Origin of the sequence: Sulfuricurvum sp. (assembly GCF_028681615.1) — a bacterium.
Lineage (GTDB): Bacteria > Campylobacterota > Campylobacteria > Campylobacterales > Sulfurimonadaceae > Sulfuricurvum.
In genome coordinates, this window is sequence record NZ_JAQUHV010000001.1 from 328,744 (window position 1) to 345,493 (window position 16,750).

Sequence of the window (16,750 nt, forward strand, 5' to 3'; positions counted from 1 at the left end):
AAATCCTAAAATGGGTGAAAAAAAACTAAAAGTACTAGCGGTAGATGATGATATGATTAACCTCAAGTTACTTAAAACTATGCTAATGAAAACCCCGAATGTATCACAAGTTGTAGAAGCAAAAAATGGAGCAGATGCGATTGGTATACTTAAATCTCAAAACGATATTGATATTATATTGCTAGATATTATCATGCCTGTGATGGGTGGTATAGAAATGCTCAAAGTCATACGTGCGGATGAATCACTACGTCAACTCCCTGTCATCGTTCTCACAACAGATGAAACTAAAAAAGGGGAAGCATTGGAATGCGGAGCAAATGGTTTCTTAATGAAACCAGTCCGTGAAAAAGATGTTCTCGCAAAAATAGCACAACTCGCTCTCTAGTATTATTCCCGAATAATATCGGGAATCCTTCCACTTTGCTTTTTCTTCATCACAAGATAGTAAATTACTTTATTTACATTTCATTCTTTCTTCTATAATAAGGTAATTAACTATAACTTCTGCCATGAACGTTTGTGTACTCGTATCGGTTGTGTACTAATATTGTGATCGGTTACTGTTACATCCAACATCATCATCGTATCTTTACCCGTATTATCTGCTAAAATATTTGCACAATTAGGATTTTGATTTAAATAACGAAATGAATACGCATAAGAGATTGCTATATCGAACATCTCATTTCCATTCGCTGCTCCATTTGCATTATAGACCGTGATATTTAGATTATTAAGACAATGATTTCCTGTACGATCAAACCCTTGTGCTCTCATTACAGCAAATTCCGTTGCACTATCCGCCAAAAGCTCAGCTTGAGCCTGTAAATAATTATCTCCAATCGATTTAGATCCTGTTGAAGCGTTACGTAGTAGTAGCAAACCGCCTAAAGCTACAAGAACCACTACAAAAATCGCCAGTATCATCGCAAAAGCGGATCGTTTAGTAACGTACATAGACTCTCCTTTCACGGCATATCGTTTGTGTTTCATCATCACTTGTACTGAGATTAGCGTCAAGCCCTCTCATACACACCTTAAGCCGCCAAACAAGACCTCGGTCACTAACCCCTGGATTATTCATAAAATCAGTAGCATTATAATCTGCATAGAAATGGGCAACATTTTGCCCCAATAGATTGACCTTGTCAGCTCCTGAAAAATATCCATATCCATTATCCCATGGCCGGAAATTACTGTACATCCAAAAACTTCCATTGTCGTCGACTCTAAATGCATACCCAGTGCGTAATAAATATTTTCGGTGTCCATCGGTAGCATTATTTTCCGCATTCAAAGTAATTTGATTAGGATAGGCTACACTTGAAATTCTGTGATATCCTGCTTTGCCCTCTCCCACCTTATAATTAAAACGCGCACATGCATTTGCATCCAAACTATCGGCATCATAAATAGCTGAACCGCCTAAACTCGAAGATGGATATAACGCCCCGATAATCGTGTCCGCTATAGATAAATTAGCATCAGACATGTTGAGAACATTCCCAGTCAATAATTGTGTTTCTTCACTCCATCCAGGACGACTTCCAGAAATTCCTCTTAAACTATCGACATCAACGCCAATAAAAGCTACTGTAAAATCAGAAGGATTCTCTTGCGGAGGGCCATAACATGCTTGTACAGCTGGGTCGATGTTTAAATTGACGATCGAGCTGCTGATCGCATTTTCAAAATATTTGGAAAGCTGTTCAAGAATATGATCGGCTTCCGCTACCCTCTTACTATACTCCTGAGTTCGATAAATCCCCTCATAATATTGACGTATAGCTTCTAACGCTATCCCTCCGACGATACCTAACACAACAATTACAAAGAGAAGTTCAATCATCGTAAAAGCTTTGCGTATTGTATGACTTCTCATTTAATTGCCTTTGTTCGACTTGAAAAATGTCAACGTTGTATCAACACCCAAGGTTGCATCATAAAACCGTGTTACAACACGCTTCAGATGCGTCGGATTATTCAATGATCCATCGGGCGCCATATTGTTTGATGCTCCGAGTACCCAAGTAGCCGATTGGGTATTACCTAAAGTAGTTACACTAGAATTGACATAACGAACCTCATACGTTGCAGTAACAATATATGGTACACCACCAATCGGTGTAATACTTATTGGTTCACTTCCCCCATTCAGCATCTCAATACCTTTTGAAAGATTACCGTCTGCCTCTCCTACTCCACTTCCGGCTACTGATGGTATACCACTGGGTACTGTAGTCATACACTGCATTGAAGAGATATTTTCATCTGATCCCCAACGATATCCACCGGATCGTGTACAATTCAAATCGCCAGTATTTGGGTTCATAACCAAAGGCCCTGAACCTGAAGCGCTGTAGTTTCCATCCCACCGTGCCTGAAATTTATCCATCGTCCATCCTGCAAGACGTGCCATGACATCCTCATCTACCGCCATATTTTTAGATGCTTGATTCGCAACAGACATCATTGTAGGTATGGTAATCACACTGATAGCAATTATAACGATGGCAAAAATCAATTCGATCATTGCCATCCCCCCTCGCTTAACGCTCTTATTTTGCATTAACGGATCGCTGGAGCATAGTCGGTTGTACTTCTCCATGATCCCCCTCCTTCATCAGATTTCTTACTCGCTTTTTTATCTTCTGCGCCACCTTTGGCACTACCCGTTGCACCAATATCTGGAACAATATTGATATTAAAGCATGGATGAGTTAAACAATCAAGATGTGTTCCATCAGGATCCTGATATGGTAATGCATTCACTCCATACCACAGCCATGGAGCCGTTTGAATATGAGCTTTAGCACTCTTCGTTGGTGCTTCATGCGTGAATGAATAAATCTCTATCCCTTGGTTAGTAGGCATATTGTACGAGATTGGAGGAGCATTATTAGGCAAAGATGGGTTAATTACTGTGATATTTCCATCCCCATCCGTCTCATCCTCATGAAGTCGGTTAATATACCATAAAGCTTCATTTTTACTAGGATTCAAGATTGTTCCCTTAATATTTGGTTCATTATACACTTCGTACCATGCATTTGCCGTAAAAGGAACATCACCGAATACCCGTACATCACGAGGGATAATACGACCGTACACAAAAGTAGTGTTTCCATCTGCAGGCAGAACCACGGTGTAAGGAAGGTCCTGTATACCCGTCCCCAATCGTGAACCATTGATATCTGCTGTATGGTTCGGGGTAAAACTCGTATCTACATAATGTGAAGTTATAGAAATATTCAAATCACTGCCATTGACATCAAATGGATTTGCAGTTAAATTAACATCTCGTTGAAAATTGAACCGTAGATATTCTGATGAATTGGCATCCCAGCTAACCGTTTTGTTTCCATCAGTAAACCCAATTGACAAATTATTGATAATAGTTTCATTGGCATCAGGATAAATATAGGTTGATTTAACAACTACAGGAACTACTGTAACATTATTCTCCCATAACGGATCAGATGCAAAGTTATGGGTTACATTTCCATTTTTATTAAGTGAATGCATTGTTGTATTAATACGTCCAGCCATTTGAGTAATTTCATTTGCTATATACGTAAATGTCCCTGGATTACCATTATTGTTTGTAATATTCAAGTCACTAAAATCAAAATGATGGGGAATAAATGTTACATTTTTATCGCCACATACATAAGCACCGTTAAAAGTTCCGTTCGCTAAACAACTATGCGGGGATAAATCCCGAGGATTATTGATATCCACATAGGACCAATTTTGGTCTTGAATACTAATATTTATTTTACCAACGTCATCAAATGTAAATCCTGCGACATCTCCTACAATTCCTGATTTAACCGATATCCCATTTAGCATATCAAAGCTGTCTGCACTAAATGATGCTGTTCCTAGCATCCTTGGAACTGTGGTGCTATTTCGTTCTACGTCATTTTTATCATACATTTTAGTAACAATGGTGAAGATTGAATTAGCATTTGCAACATTATATGCAACAGTTGGTGTGGTATTGTCATAGTTATATGTATTAATCGACATATTGTAATCTTCAGCCGAACGCAGAAGATTAGGGAAAGCAGTATTAACAGAAGTAAGGCTGAAATAATTAGGACGTATTGCGAAATTATCGCTCGAACAATCCGGAAAAGCATTCAGAGTACACATCAAACAGCCAAGATCGTTATCATATAAAGGGTTATACCCAGGGCATGTGGTATCACCACCGCAGCTTTGCCCGTGATTAGCCGAATCACATGGTCTACCATTCAATACTTGACACCGTTCATATGAACTCAATCCAAAAGCATCATAATATTTATTAGCAGAGTTAACACATTGTCCAAGACCAGCCAAGTTACCTACCGTTGAACTGTTATAATAGCATTTGACTCCCGAATCAACAGCCAGCTGATTTAAATCTAAAAACGAAACCGATATACGGGCGTTTTTAGTCGCATACGCAGGAAAATTGATACTTTTTGTATCAATAGTATTACCATTAGTAATATTAAAAGTGGCAGGAAGTCCTGTAGTCGAATCATATAAAATTTCTTGGGTAGAACAAATTCCATCCGACAGGTAAGGGATTACCACAAAAGACAAGGCACTATCAGAAGTTGCATTAAATGGAGTTGCTTGAGCGCTACCGTCCAGGTGTACCGCCGTCATCGATACCCCGGTTTGTGCAGATATTTTCGTCCCAATCACCTTACTCGTGTCATTATTATAGGCTGTAATATCTGTCCACATAGCTGTGTCAATAACATCCGCATGTTCAGGCGGAGGTGTAACGGGGATTTCACCTCCCCCGCTTCCAGGTGATTTGACAATAACAGTTGCATTCGCTTCAGTGGAAGTTCCGTTGATCCTAACAGTGTTTATTAATGCAGAAGGATCAGGCGCTGATGGAGTCGTAATCGTATAAATGATACTTACCAATCCGGGAACTCCGTTATTCCCCGTTCGCTTAGGTACCGTTCCGCTACATGAAAAGGACGTGGCTTGGGGACTCCAACTACAACTAAACACATCCTGATTAATGATGGAGATATTAAAATCTACTCCTGTAACTTCACTTCCTACTGTTCCTGTCGTTAGATTATAGTCATAGATTCTCAGTGTATCTGTAAAACTTGCACTGATCGCCGAACTCGTTTCATTAGCAAGAGTAATATTATATGTCAACGTTTGATTGACATCCGAATAAAGTTTAGACGGAGTTTTTACAATCAAAAGATCTGATGCTGCACCCGGAGGCGATATCGTGATATTGAAATCATCACTGTTCGAATTACCTCCATCATTAGTTGCATAGGCACTGAAACTGTAGGTATTTGTTCCTGAAGTATTTGGCGTTCCACTTAGGACACCAGTCGATGTATCAAAGCTTAAACCTGTCGGAAGTGTACCGTTAAGATGGTATGATTCAATATCACTGCCACTCACATAGCTTGCAATATTCAGTGTATACGCTATGCCATTTACAATGTCTTGGTTTGGAATATCTCCCATGACGGGAGCTCCCGCATGAGTAATTGTCACTGCTGCTGTCGTATTAGAAATGGTCACATTCTGTGCAGAGTTTGTATTATTTGTCAAATTAATGCTGAATGAAACATTTGAAGCAATCACTGCATTGGAATGAACCGTGACTGAAAACGGCTTATCAACAGGCGCAACATTTTTACTAAACGTAATCGTTCCTGATGTCGTGTTATAGTTAGTAGGTGATATTGCTGTACCGTTCGTTGTCTGGTAGCCAATTACAACATCTTTCTGATCCGGAGCTGCAGAAATAGAAAGACTAAAAGACACTACAATATCACCAGATCCTTCTGATATACTCGTTGTCAATGGAGTAAATGTAACGGTTGGATTATTACTTGATGCTCCCCATCCCGTCACCGCAAACATCATTAAAATACCAAAAGACATAATCCATCGTACAAAAAATTTATTCAAATTCATCTTATCCTCCTTGGGATTTTTAGTACACACACAACCAGGGCTCGGTTGAAATTAACGATAATCCCGATTTCTTACATTTGACAATATCGACCATTGTCCCTCTTTTCTAAAACATTCTATAGAGGAGACGCCATGTTTTGATTGTAGTGCTATGTAGATTAAAGGATGATTAAAATACGTTAATAATTATTTTGCTTTTATTCGATTTGCTTTTGGTTTAAATGTCTTGACGTTTCATTTTTGTGTGTTATAATCAAACTTCCTTCACATATCAATACAAGGTGGGTCAATTATGAATATCTCTCTCGTCGGACGCCACATCGAGCTCAGCGATGCAATTAAAGATCATCTGATGCACTCAATCGATACTCTCAGCAAATTTCATCTCGACCTTATCAGTGTCAATGCCGTTGCCTCGGCTAATGAACGAAACAAAGGGGTGACAATCGAATTTACGATTAACATCGCCGGAAAAAATACCGTCGTCATTACACAGCGTGACGATGATCTCTACGCTGCGATCGACATTGCGATCGATCGTGCACAAAAAGCACTTCGCCGTTTGCATGATCGGATTTCCGATCATAAAAACGAAGGGCTTAACGAAGCTAAAAACGCTGCTGCAGCGTCAGTCGATCTGCATGCAGTCGGTGAGACGATGGAAGATGAAATCGTTCCGTCCGAACCGATTCTCTTTAAGCCTCAAGAAGTTGCAGAAGTAGTGGAAAAACTCAAAGAGAGTACCAAAGTATTCGAAGTATTTTATGACAATGACGGAAAAATGCGTGTTCTGTACAAGCGTACCGATGGGAAATTCGGACTGTATTAATAACTATTCATTCTTTTCTTTTTAATAAAGAAAAGAAGCAAAAGAAAAGCGCCCTCACACCAAAACGCTGACGGTACGCTTTTGCCCTACGGCAAGCGACCTTGCTCTAGGTGTGGTGTGAGGGCAGAATTATTTTTATCTAAATATTCTTTGACTTCTTTTACAATATTCTCATCTTCTCCAATATCTGCCCATCGAAACTTTTTACCGCTTTGGATACTTCCCTCTAACAAATCTCCCGACAAACGAAATTTCAAATCCAATGCGGCAATTTCAAATCCGCTGCGGCAGGAGCTAAACGCTTCGAGCCGCTCATTTTTACCGCTTTTGTTGGTATAAAGATAACAATATCCCTGTAATCCGGTGCGGCTTACCCGACCGCGTAGCTGGTGAAGCGTCGAGAGTCCTAACCGCTCTGCCCCGACGATCACGACAGTTGATAGTCGCGGGAGCGAAATCCCGACTTCGACTACGGTTGTTGCCAGGAGAATATTTCCCTTTTCCCGGAACTCCATCAGCACTGCTTCTTTTTCTTTGTCTTTCCCGTGAGTAACATAAACATTTTCAAAATTCTTTTCCCAATATCCCCGTGCTTCGTCGATACTCTGGTAATTGATACTCTCACTCATTTCTACCAAAGGATAGACGATAAGGACTTGGTGATGTTGTGAAATCTCAGAGCGGATATGTTCTAAGAGCTTTGAAAAATCACTCTTGCCGATGATACGTGTATCAATGTTTTTCGTAAACGGAGTTTGGACGATCAGACTCACATCGATATGAGCCGAATCGATCATCGCCTGTGTACGTGGAATTGGGGTAGCAGAAAATTGCAAATAATGGGGTGATGTATCATTGTCGGTCAATTTGGTGAGAGCATGACGTTGAGCGGTGCCGAAACGATGTTGTTCATCCACCATCACCAAGCCTGCTTCGGGTAAATCACGGTGAAGCAGCGCATGGGTACCGATAATAAAGTCATATGCTTCTAACGGTCCTTTTTTCGTGGCGTTGGTCACAAGGGTAATCCGCAAATCGGGAAGGAACTTTTGGGCTTCCTCATACAGCTGAGCAGCAAGAATCGTCGTCGGTGCCATCAAAATGGAGCGATACGGGCGCATAAGGACGACCGACGCTAAAATCACCATCGTTTTACCCGATCCGACATCGCCGACAATCATCCGTCTTGAGGCATACTCACCACTCAGGTCTTTTTGGATTTCACTGATCGCATTTTTTTGATCTTGTGTCAGTTCAAACGGAAGGGATTTGATCCATGTATCTATATTACCTTGCGCATGGTGGCGGGTAGTATGATAACGGCGCTTTAGACGAAGACGCCGCATGTATTCAAAAAGCTCTGCAAATTTAAGGGCATCAAGCTGCGATATATCAAGCGGTTTCGGATGTTCAGGGAAATGGATTTTATAGAGTTTCGAAGCGATTTTTTCCGGAAGCCCGTCATTGATCAGATTCTCAACACTTATCATCCTCTCAATCAAACGGCGCATGACATCGGCACGCAGCGATGTTTTGTAGATGGGGACAAGTGAACCGACGGCACTGATTTTGACCGGATGGACAATCGTCCATTTACCAAGATCCCACTGGGCTTTACCGTAATAATAACCCCGCTCGCTTTTAGGAAACTGATGAATCATATACGGTTTTGGATTGAAAATTATCCCCTCTATCACACAATCAAGGTTATGGGCAAAAAAAGTGATTTTGAGGGTTTTCGGAGTTCGTACGACGTGTTCTACCGTCGCATCAATAACACAGGTGGAATTATGTATCAGCTCACTGCTTAGACGACGATCTTCAAAAGATGTCGGGGCGATAAGCGAAAGTGCCGTGACACTTCCGACCCCTAAACGATGAAACTTGTCAGCATCCTCACTTGGTAACGATAGCATAGCTGAGATTACGGATTTCGCCGTGACGTTTGATGAAATCGTTCAGGTCATCAAGACTGAGGTTACGGATCGATTCCAACTCCTGTACACTTGAACCGAGCGGTTTACCGGAATAATATTCACTAAAGGTTCGCCCCAAACGCTGAGAGAGGGTTTCAACCCGAAGCGGTTCCGATCCCAAAAGAAACTTTTTCGCCTGATCAAGCTCACCTTGGGTTACTCCGTCACGAACAAACGTGTCAATTACTTCAACAACCGTTTTTTTTGCTTCCGCTTGCGATTCCAGTTTAGTTTGGAGATATCCGCTGAAGTAGGTATTTGTTTTCGCTACCGAAAGGCGTGAGTAGGCAGAGTACGCAAGACCCCGTTTTACCCGGATTTCTTCCATCAAGCGGCTTCCGAATCCACTGCTTCCCAGAATAAACATTGCGACACGGGATTTGTAGAACTCGGGATCTCCCTCACGCATCGCAAACGGAGAACCGAAATAGAGATAAGCCTGTTCGGTGTGCGGACGTTTGAGAATCGATTCTTTTGGTGTACTACGAGGCTCATAATACCCAGTGACACTCTTTTTCCCTACTTTCAAAACACTTAAGAGTTTTTCGATCTTTTTCTTTGCATCACTTATATTCAAATCTCCGCCCATTACAATCAGAGCATTCGACAAAACAAGATGCGATGTTTCAAAATGGGTAACGTCATCCAGTTTTAAAGCGGATATACTGGCTTTTGTCCCAATATTCGGAGAGGCCATCGGCGTACCTTCAAACAGTACCGCTTTGAGTTCATCCGATGCAACCGTATCAAAATCGTCCTCTTTGCGGGAGATACTGCTAAGGGTCATTGTTTTGATTTTTTCCAAGGTTTTAGGGGTAAAGTTGGGTTCGCTCAATTGCTCGCTTAGAAGTGAAAGACCGGTATCAAACTCCTCTTTTAAACTTCCGAGTTCGATTACAAATGTCTCATTCCCGGCATTAGCACTCAGTTGAATTGCCCGTGCATCAAGAGCATCGGCAAATCCGACAGAACCGCGTTTGAGGCTACCTTCATTCAACATTTTGGCTGTTACACGAGCCAAACCGATGTGTTTACCCTCGTCGATACTGCCGCTCCCGGTAAAAACCAATTGCATCGATACAATCGGGAGACGTTTATCCTCTTCGAAAATAACGGGTACTTTTACCCCTTTAACCTCAACAAAATCCAGTGTGCTTGCCATAAGTGCTTGCCCTAATAATAAAATCGTGAAAAAAAGAAATTTGCTAAAAGCGCGATTCAAACTAATATCACTCACGCAAATTTTTCCAAAATGTCGTAAGCCGTATTGCGAATTGCCGGTGTTTCACCGATGTCTCGGATTAGACGCACCATCTCGTCTTTTGCCATTCTAAATCCCGCACCCGCACTTCGGACAACATTCTCTTCCATCATCGTCGAACCTAAATCGTTGGCTCCGTAAAGCAGTGCCATCTGTCCGATGTACGGTCCTTGTGTTACCCATGAACTTTGGATATTCGGGAAATTATCCAAGAAAAGACGCGATACTGCCAAAAGGCGTAAATAACGGTTTGAAGATTGCTTCTCAATTTCCGGATACTCTTCCATAAGTTGAGTATTCTGACCTTGAAACGACCACATAATAAAGGCACGGAAGCCTCCCGTCTCATCTTGGAGATCGCGGATCAGGTTCCAATGCTCCACAATCTCTTCATCGGTTTCCACTGTACCGTACATCATCGTAGCCGTTGATTTGATCCCCAGCTTATGCGCTTCTCGATGAACTTCTAACCACACTTCACTGTCGATTTTTTTCGGAGCAATAATGTCGCGGACGCGGTCACTCAAAATTTCTGCCCCAGCCCCGGGAATCGAAGCCAACCCTTTGGCATGGAGGCGCGAAAGGCACTCTTGGATCGAAATATGGGAAACTTTGGCGATAAAATCGAGTTCGATGGAAGAGAAGCCGTGAATCGTGATTTGAGGATATTTTGTATGAATATGTTCTACCAGATCTTCATACCATTCGATTTTGAGTTTGGGGTGAACACCGCCTTGGAATAAAATCTGTGTTCCGCCGATTTCCAAAAGTTCTTCGATCTTTTGATCGATCTCATCAAACGTCAGAACATAGGCATCTTCATCTTTGCCGTGACGATAGAACGCACAAAATTTACAATCGACCCAACATACGTTGGTATAGTTGATATTACGATCAACCACAAATGTCGTAATCCCGTCCGGGTGAAGCTCACGCTTACGGGCTGACGCCATCTTTCCGAGTTCTTTTAGATCGCCGTTACGAAGTAAATCGAGGGCTTGTTCTTTAGTGAGACGCATAATAACCTATTTATCTTTGGAAATCGCGTCCAAAACGCCGTTAATAAATTTCGGAGATTGCTCACTTCCGAATGCTTTCATCACTTCGATCGCTTCATTGATAATGACCGCTGAATCGAGTTCGCCAAACATAATTTCATACGCTCCCAGACGGAGTGTCGCACGTTCGATTGATCCCAAACGGTCAAAATCCCAATCTTTGAGATGTTTGTCAATCGCTTCGTCCACTTGGGACAAATGATCAATGACACCTTTGAACAGATCAAGGGCAAAATCACGTTGTTTGTTACGGATCTTTTTTTCTTCGAGAATTTCGTCACTGAAATCAGCGATGCTTTGGTTTCCCAAATCATACGCGTACAAAAGACTGACTACTGCCATACGGGCTTGATGTCGTGTTGCCATTAGTTACCAATCTCTTCGTAAAGATCAAGCATTTCGATCACAACAGTCATTGCTTCGAACCCTTTGTTCCCAGCTTTGGTTCCCGCACGTTCGATCGCCTGTTCAATCGTATCAGTCGTCAATAATCCAAACGATACCGGTTTTTTGTGTTTCAAACTCACGGTAGCAATCCCTTTTGTCGCTTCAGCCGAAACATAATCGAAATGAGGAGTTGAACCGCGGATAACTGCGCCCAGAGCACATACCGCATCAAATTTTCCGCTGCTAAGAAGCTGTTCGATCACCATCGGAAGCTCGAACGCACCCGGTGCCAAAACGTGAGTCAACTCATCAGCGTTTCCACCGTGACGTGCATACGCATCTTTCGCCCCTTCAACAAGACGGTCCACGATGAAATGGTTCCATCGTGTGCTGACAATAGCTACTTTTTTATCCGTGCGAACACGAAGTTGTCCTTCTATTAACTTCATAAAATCAATTTCCTTTAACTGAGTCAATTTTTAACAGCGTTTCGCTTAACGCTTCGAGTTGTTCTAATTTTAGCATATTCGGCCCGTCACTCAAAGCGCAAGTCGGGTCAAAATGGGTTTCGAAGAAGAATCCGTCTACCCCTACGGCTGCTGCCGCCCGAGCGAGGTGAGGAACCATAGAACTGTCTCCCCCTGTTTTGCCTGTCCCTGTTCCCGGCATTTGTACCGAATGGGTCGCGTCGAAAATGACAGGGGCAAACTCTCTCATAATCACTAATGAACGCATATCGACGACAAGATTGCCGTAACCAAACGAAGAACCCCGTTCGCATAATAAAACACCATATTTTTGCGATGCTTTGTAACTTACCTCATCGCATCCGCGTGTTTTAAGAACTTTAGCCACCGAAAAACGCATATCGGCAGGGGTCATAAACTGCCCTTTTTTGATATTAACGATTTTATCGGTTTTTGCCGCCGCTACCAGCAAGTCGGTTTGGCGGCATAAAAATGCCGGGATTTGAAGCATATCGACAACCTCGGCAGCGATCGGGACTTGATAGCTTTCATGAACGTCCGTGACGATTTTGTACCCGAAATCGTCTTTCACTTTTTGCAGGATTCGAAGCCCCTCTTCGATCCCGGGTCCGCGATAGCTCTCCAATGAAGTACGATTGGCTTTATCAAAACTCGATTTAAAGTAAAAATCGAATCGGGAATCATTTTGATAGCATTCAAATGACTTTGCAATTTTAAAAATCGACTCTTCGCTTTCAATGACACACGGGCCGGCTAAAAGTATCATCCATACTCCTATGAGTTAATAGTGATATTGTACTGTGAAAAAATTAAAATCCCTTTCGGCATGGAGGTTTCTTTTTTTGCAACAGCTGAAGACCTTTCGCACATTGCAAATGGATTCGAAAACGATAGCTTCGCATCACGATCGTCTTGATCCAATAGCCTACCAATCCGTTGAACCGAATCCATCCCAGCAAAGAGACACTGGCATATTTTCCGCCCAAAGCGATCAGTGTCCCGCGCATCCGTAAATCAGAGGGAATCATTGCTTCATTCATCATAAGAGACAGGATATTTTTGGCCGCATGTTCAGCACTTCGTTCTGCGCTTTGAGCCGTAGGCGGAATCCTGTTTCCTCCTCGATCATGCAATTCGGCTATATCTCCGGCCGCAAATGCTCCTGCACAGGAGGGAAGAGAGAGATAATCATCAACGATTAATTGCCCTTTTTTGTTTTTCGGAATATCCAGAGTCGATGTCAATGTCGATGCTACAATCCCCCCTGCAAAAATCATAAAATCAAAGTGAACAGAGTCTTTATCGTTAAGAATAAGAGTATGCTCTTCAACCGACGTAATACGGGAGTGATTGATAATGTTTACTCCGAGTTCAAACAGCCGTTTTGTTGCCTGTTGCACCAAGTATTCTTCCATCCCGTCCAGGACGTTTTCATGGGGTATAATCAAAAAGATATGGATATTTTCACAGGTGAGCGTATTGTCTTTGTGAAATATCTTTACATAATGTGCCATCTCAGCAGCAATTTCAACACCGCTTAACCCTCCGCCCCCGATCACGATATTAAAAGGTTCGGTTCGCCATCCCCCCTCGCTTTCCATTTTTTCATACAAACGCTGTTCAAACTGCTGTTTGAATGCCAAAGAACCTGAAAGAGTTTTCACACCATGCGAATGTTCTCTTAAACCGATAATAGAACTATGATATGCGGTACGGCTTCCTGCGCACAGCAGCAGATAATCATAAGGGTGTCCCGAATTTTCTCCAAGTACATGTTTATTCTCAAAATCGATCTCGCGTACCGTATCTTTTACATACAGTACGTGCTCGCCGTAACTCAGGCAAAGAGCTACCAAATCGATCGAAACCATCGTCATGGAACACTCATTGGCAATCAATTCATATGCGTCGGTTTGTAAAAAATGATAAGGGTGCTGATCGATCAATACGATGTCGCAAAGGCCTGACGTAGCCAGAACATTAAGAGCTTTAACTCCTGCATATCCTCCGCCGACGATAACCACACGATGGCGTTTCATTGCATCCCTCACTTTATTAGCTTTGAAGACGATTATATCACTGTTTTATTATTGCATTGGAACACACGACAGCGGAACTAAATGCCCACTGAAAGTTGTATCCTCCCAGTTCTCCCGTCACATCCACCGCTTCACCGATACAATAAAGCCCTTTGACTTTTTTCGTTTCCATACTCAGCGGATCGATCTCTTCGCATGCTATCCCACCGCGACATGCTTCGGCTTTGCTAAAACCGAATGTTCCGGAAGGAGCCATCGCGTAATTGCGGATTAATGCCAACGTTGAACGTTCGACTTCAGATAAGCGGTTACAGGGCTTATCTTCCAACCCTACGGCATCCAGAAATGCTTTCATAAACCGTTTCGGCAACGGCAGTGCGGTACTGAGGAGCTTTTTCTCATTTTTGATCGTCCCCAAATCAAAATCGGGTAAAAAATCGATTACTATCTCACCGCGATGCCAGTAAAGCGAAGCCGAAAGGACGACCAGTCCGCTGATCCCTTTGTGCGCGAAAAGAAAATCTTCATCTAACGTTTTACCCGCGACATGGATACGGGCTGGAAAACTAACTCCGCTAAGCTCTTTCATCCAAAACTCTTTCGGCTGTAACGTGAGTCCTACCAAAGCCGGAATAAACGGAACGGTTTTGATCCCGTACTGTTGGGCGATTTTGAGACCGATATCACTCGCACCGAGTTCTTTATAGCTCGCACCGCCCGTTGCTACTACGACACGCTTCGCTTGGAATTTCCCTTTGTCAGTCGATACCGTAAACGGATTTTCCCCCTCAACCAAAAGAATCTTATGGTTCAAAAGCATATCGCTCCCCTGAGCACGTCCGAGTAAAATCGAAATCACCTCATCACTGCTTTTGGGGCAAAAATAGTAACGCTCTTTCCGGATCACCGGACGCAGCCCTCTTTTGTGAAAATACTCCAGAAGAGCCTCTTTGGAAAAAATACTCAGAGCATGGGAAACCAATGCCTCATCACCCAAAAAATGGCTGGTATCCACTTCCACATTGGTGAGGTTGCACTTCCCTCCTCCTGAGGCTTTTAGTTTCAATGCCGGACGGGAATTTCCCTCAATAACGGCTACACTCAGCGAACTATGCTCCCGAAGCTGTGCGGCACACATGAGGCCGCTTGCACCGCCCCCTAAAATGATGACATCGTACTGCTTCATCGTTTAATCAGCCGAAGAACCAGAAGAGATATAAGAACCCCGCCCATGGCAATATTGTCCCATGTGATCGTTTTATGGCTCATCAAATAGTGGACCACAATCAACACGACAGCGATATAGACCATTCTGTGCCATGTTCTGAACATTCCGAACAGTTTTTTGCTCGAGGTAAGCGCCATCGTGAGCATAATAATAAAAGCCCCCATCCCGTAAGCAATAAAAGGCTTCGTCACCACTTCATGGATCACACCGTGAATATGAAATTCCTGATCAATCCCGATAAAAAGCATCGCATGAATCAACACATAAAAAAAAGAGAACAATCCGGCTGTACGGCGATATCGGATAAGATTGAGTTTTAAAAATACGCGTACGGGGGTAAATGTCAGGGTAAGTGCTAAAAGCCAAAATGCACTGTTGCCCGATAAATTGGTTAGAAACTTTAAAGGATCGTTCGGGAATTTGGATAGTGTTAATGGGACAAAATGTTCTAAATACATAAAAAAACCATGTAACCATTCCGGCTGAAATTCAGCACTGAAGCGCAGCAATGCATACACAATAGGAAGTAACGCACCTATCCAAATAAGTATTCTCATTTAACCTCTTTTTAGTAAAACTTTTTTAAATCCATATTTTTATACAAATGCGCCACATCTGCGCCATAGCCGTTAAAGGCCAGCGTATCTTGTTTAAAAAATTTTCCAAGTACCCGTTCGCGCGCTTGAGACCACCTCGGATGATCGACGGCAGGGTTGACGTTGGCATAAAACCCGTACTCATTTGGTGCTAATTGATTCCACGTCGAACGTGTTTGGTGTTCGCTGAGGGTAATTTTGACAATACTTTTAATACTTTTAAACCCATATTTCCAAGGTACGACAAGCCGAATCGGAGCACCGTTTTGAGGTAATAATTCTTTGCCGTATAAACCTACTGCTAGAAGAGTAAGCGGGTGCATCGCTTCATCGATTCGAAGCCCTTCTCGGTATGGAAACGGAATATTACCAAAAGTTTGCCGTTGTGCCGGAAATTGGGCTGGATCAAAGAGCGTTTCAAACTCAACGTATTTGCTTTTGGAAGTCAATCCGGCTTGTTTTAGCAAAGATGAGAGACTAAATCCCACCCACGGTACCACCATCGCCCATCCCTCAACACAACGGAAACGGTATATCCGCTCTTCCAACGGTATTTTTTTAATCAGTGTATCGATATCAAGTGTTTGTGTTTTTTGCACTTCTCCTCCGACATGAAGCGTCCATGGCCGGGTTTTAAGATTTTTGGCAAGTTTTGCAGGTGATTCTTTATCGGTACTGTATTCATAAAAATTGTTATACGTCGTAATTTGATCAAACGACGTCAGTTCCAGAGGGCTTTTGGCTTTTTCATATCCCAGTGCCGCCATTAGCGGTGACGTTCCCAACAGCGCTGCCGCCGCACCCAGTTTCATCAACTCCCTCCGTTCACGGTAAACCTGCTCGGATGTTATCTCAGATGAAGGTATCACATCATAATTGGTTCGTCTAAGCATCTTCAACCTCCAGTTGGCTATAATTGCACTA

General features: G+C 42.6%; 16 protein-coding genes. 2 read left to right on the forward strand and 14 right to left on the reverse strand.

What is annotated here, in order from left to right; all coding sequences use genetic code 11:
* Nucleotides 1-10: 10 nt before the first annotated feature.
* On the forward strand, nt 11-388 hold the full coding sequence (locus PHE37_RS01690) for a response regulator (RefSeq protein ID WP_299993925.1): 378 nt from the start codon (nt 11-13) through the stop codon (nt 386-388).
* Between the two features lie 110 nt (nt 389-498).
* Here the strand turns inward: PHE37_RS01690 and PHE37_RS01695 are convergent, their stop codons facing one another.
* The 4 genes from PHE37_RS01695 to PHE37_RS01710 are packed head-to-tail and all read right to left on the reverse strand — an operon-like array spanning nt 499 to nt 5,964.
* On the reverse strand, nt 499-960 hold the full coding sequence (locus PHE37_RS01695; protein WP_299993923.1) for a hypothetical protein: 462 nt from the start codon (nt 958-960) through the stop codon (nt 499-501).
* Complete coding sequence (locus tag PHE37_RS01700; RefSeq protein WP_299993922.1) at nt 947-1,885, reverse strand: type II secretion system protein; 939 nt, start codon at nt 1,883-1,885, stop codon at nt 947-949. Before PHE37_RS01700 ends, PHE37_RS01695 begins: the two co-directional genes overlap by 14 nt.
* Nucleotides 1,886-2,611 carry a hypothetical protein gene (locus PHE37_RS01705; RefSeq protein WP_299993921.1) on the reverse strand — a complete coding sequence of 242 codons (726 nt, stop codon included), beginning with the start codon at nt 2,609-2,611 and terminating at the stop codon, nt 1,886-1,888.
* A complete protein-coding gene (locus PHE37_RS01710; RefSeq protein WP_299993920.1) occupies nt 2,572-5,964 on the reverse strand; it encodes a putative Ig domain-containing protein in 3,393 nt (1,130 codons plus the stop codon). The genes PHE37_RS01705 and PHE37_RS01710 overlap by 40 nt, the downstream gene beginning before the upstream one ends.
* 292 nt (nt 5,965-6,256) lie before the next feature.
* Between PHE37_RS01710 and raiA the strand changes: the two genes are divergently transcribed.
* The gene (raiA, locus tag PHE37_RS01715; RefSeq protein WP_299993919.1) at nt 6,257-6,793 is read left to right on the forward strand and encodes a ribosome-associated translation inhibitor RaiA; all 537 of its coding nucleotides are present in this window, start codon (nt 6,257-6,259) and stop codon (nt 6,791-6,793) included.
* Nucleotides 6,794-6,879: 86 nt separating this feature from the next.
* On the opposite strand, the gene recG is transcribed toward raiA, so the two are convergent.
* The 10 genes from recG to msrP form a co-directional block, all read right to left on the reverse strand.
* Entirely contained in the window at nt 6,880-8,709 is a 1,830-nt protein-coding gene (recG, locus tag PHE37_RS01720; protein ID WP_299993918.1) for an ATP-dependent DNA helicase RecG, read from the reverse strand.
* Nucleotides 8,690-9,931: a pitrilysin family protein gene (locus PHE37_RS01725; protein ID WP_299993917.1), complete on the reverse strand. Its 1,242-nt coding sequence runs from the start codon at nt 9,929-9,931 to the stop codon at nt 8,690-8,692. The genes recG and PHE37_RS01725 overlap by 20 nt, the downstream gene beginning before the upstream one ends.
* A 71-nt stretch (nt 9,932-10,002) precedes the next feature.
* Nucleotides 10,003-11,049: a dehypoxanthine futalosine cyclase gene (locus tag PHE37_RS01730; protein WP_299993916.1), complete on the reverse strand. Its 1,047-nt coding sequence runs from the start codon at nt 11,047-11,049 to the stop codon at nt 10,003-10,005.
* A gap of 6 nt (nt 11,050-11,055) precedes the next feature.
* Entirely contained in the window at nt 11,056-11,454 is a 399-nt protein-coding gene (gene nusB, locus PHE37_RS01735; RefSeq protein WP_299993915.1) for a transcription antitermination factor NusB, read from the reverse strand.
* A complete protein-coding gene (gene ribH / locus PHE37_RS01740) occupies nt 11,454-11,924 on the reverse strand; it encodes a 6,7-dimethyl-8-ribityllumazine synthase (protein WP_299993914.1) in 471 nt (156 codons plus the stop codon). Before ribH ends, nusB begins: the two co-directional genes overlap by 1 nt.
* 4 nt (nt 11,925-11,928) lie before the next feature.
* The gene (gene kdsA, locus PHE37_RS01745) at nt 11,929-12,729 is read right to left on the reverse strand and encodes a 3-deoxy-8-phosphooctulonate synthase (RefSeq protein WP_299993913.1); all 801 of its coding nucleotides are present in this window, start codon (nt 12,727-12,729) and stop codon (nt 11,929-11,931) included.
* Between the two features lie 43 nt (nt 12,730-12,772).
* On the reverse strand, nt 12,773-14,002 hold the full coding sequence (locus PHE37_RS01750; protein ID WP_299993912.1) for an FAD-dependent oxidoreductase: 1,230 nt from the start codon (nt 14,000-14,002) through the stop codon (nt 12,773-12,775).
* Nucleotides 14,003-14,039: 37 nt separating this feature from the next.
* Nucleotides 14,040-15,188 carry an aminoacetone oxidase family FAD-binding enzyme gene (locus PHE37_RS01755; RefSeq protein WP_299993911.1) on the reverse strand — a complete coding sequence of 383 codons (1,149 nt, stop codon included), beginning with the start codon at nt 15,186-15,188 and terminating at the stop codon, nt 14,040-14,042.
* Nucleotides 15,185-15,787, reverse strand: coding sequence for a ferric reductase-like transmembrane domain-containing protein (locus PHE37_RS01760; RefSeq protein WP_299993909.1), 603 nt, complete (start codon nt 15,785-15,787; stop codon nt 15,185-15,187). Before PHE37_RS01760 ends, PHE37_RS01755 begins: the two co-directional genes overlap by 4 nt.
* A gap of 11 nt (nt 15,788-15,798) precedes the next feature.
* Nucleotides 15,799-16,719: a protein-methionine-sulfoxide reductase catalytic subunit MsrP gene (gene msrP / locus PHE37_RS01765; protein WP_299993908.1), complete on the reverse strand. Its 921-nt coding sequence runs from the start codon at nt 16,717-16,719 to the stop codon at nt 15,799-15,801.
* Nucleotides 16,720-16,750: the final 31 nt, after the last annotated feature.

What these genes read in the sequence shown, in the direction of transcription:
- PHE37_RS01690 (WP_299993925.1), top strand. Translation starts at nt 11, where the DNA reads ATGGGTGAAAAAAAACTAAAAGTACTAGCGGTAGATGATGATATGATT.
- PHE37_RS01695 (WP_299993923.1), bottom strand. Translation starts at nt 960, where the DNA reads ATGTACGTTACTAAACGATCCGCTTTTGCGATGATACTGGCGATTTTT.
- PHE37_RS01700 (WP_299993922.1), bottom strand. Translation starts at nt 1,885, where the DNA reads ATGAGAAGTCATACAATACGCAAAGCTTTTACGATGATTGAACTTCTC.
- PHE37_RS01705 (WP_299993921.1), bottom strand. Translation starts at nt 2,611, where the DNA reads ATGGAGAAGTACAACCGACTATGCTCCAGCGATCCGTTAATGCAAAAT.
- PHE37_RS01710 (WP_299993920.1), bottom strand. Translation starts at nt 5,964, where the DNA reads ATGAATTTGAATAAATTTTTTGTACGATGGATTATGTCTTTTGGTATT.
- raiA (WP_299993919.1), top strand. Translation starts at nt 6,257, where the DNA reads ATGAATATCTCTCTCGTCGGACGCCACATCGAGCTCAGCGATGCAATT.
- recG (WP_299993918.1), bottom strand. Translation starts at nt 8,709, where the DNA reads ATGCTATCGTTACCAAGTGAGGATGCTGACAAGTTTCATCGTTTAGGG.
- PHE37_RS01725 (WP_299993917.1), bottom strand. Translation starts at nt 9,931, where the DNA reads ATGGCAAGCACACTGGATTTTGTTGAGGTTAAAGGGGTAAAAGTACCC.
- PHE37_RS01730 (WP_299993916.1), bottom strand. Translation starts at nt 11,049, where the DNA reads ATGCGTCTCACTAAAGAACAAGCCCTCGATTTACTTCGTAACGGCGAT.
- nusB (WP_299993915.1), bottom strand. Translation starts at nt 11,454, where the DNA reads ATGGCAACACGACATCAAGCCCGTATGGCAGTAGTCAGTCTTTTGTAC.
- ribH (WP_299993914.1), bottom strand. Translation starts at nt 11,924, where the DNA reads ATGAAGTTAATAGAAGGACAACTTCGTGTTCGCACGGATAAAAAAGTA.
- kdsA (WP_299993913.1), bottom strand. Translation starts at nt 12,729, where the DNA reads ATGATACTTTTAGCCGGCCCGTGTGTCATTGAAAGCGAAGAGTCGATT.
- PHE37_RS01750 (WP_299993912.1), bottom strand. Translation starts at nt 14,002, where the DNA reads ATGAAACGCCATCGTGTGGTTATCGTCGGCGGAGGATATGCAGGAGTT.
- PHE37_RS01755 (WP_299993911.1), bottom strand. Translation starts at nt 15,188, where the DNA reads ATGAAGCAGTACGATGTCATCATTTTAGGGGGCGGTGCAAGCGGCCTC.
- PHE37_RS01760 (WP_299993909.1), bottom strand. Translation starts at nt 15,787, where the DNA reads ATGAGAATACTTATTTGGATAGGTGCGTTACTTCCTATTGTGTATGCA.
- msrP (WP_299993908.1), bottom strand. Translation starts at nt 16,719, where the DNA reads ATGCTTAGACGAACCAATTATGATGTGATACCTTCATCTGAGATAACA.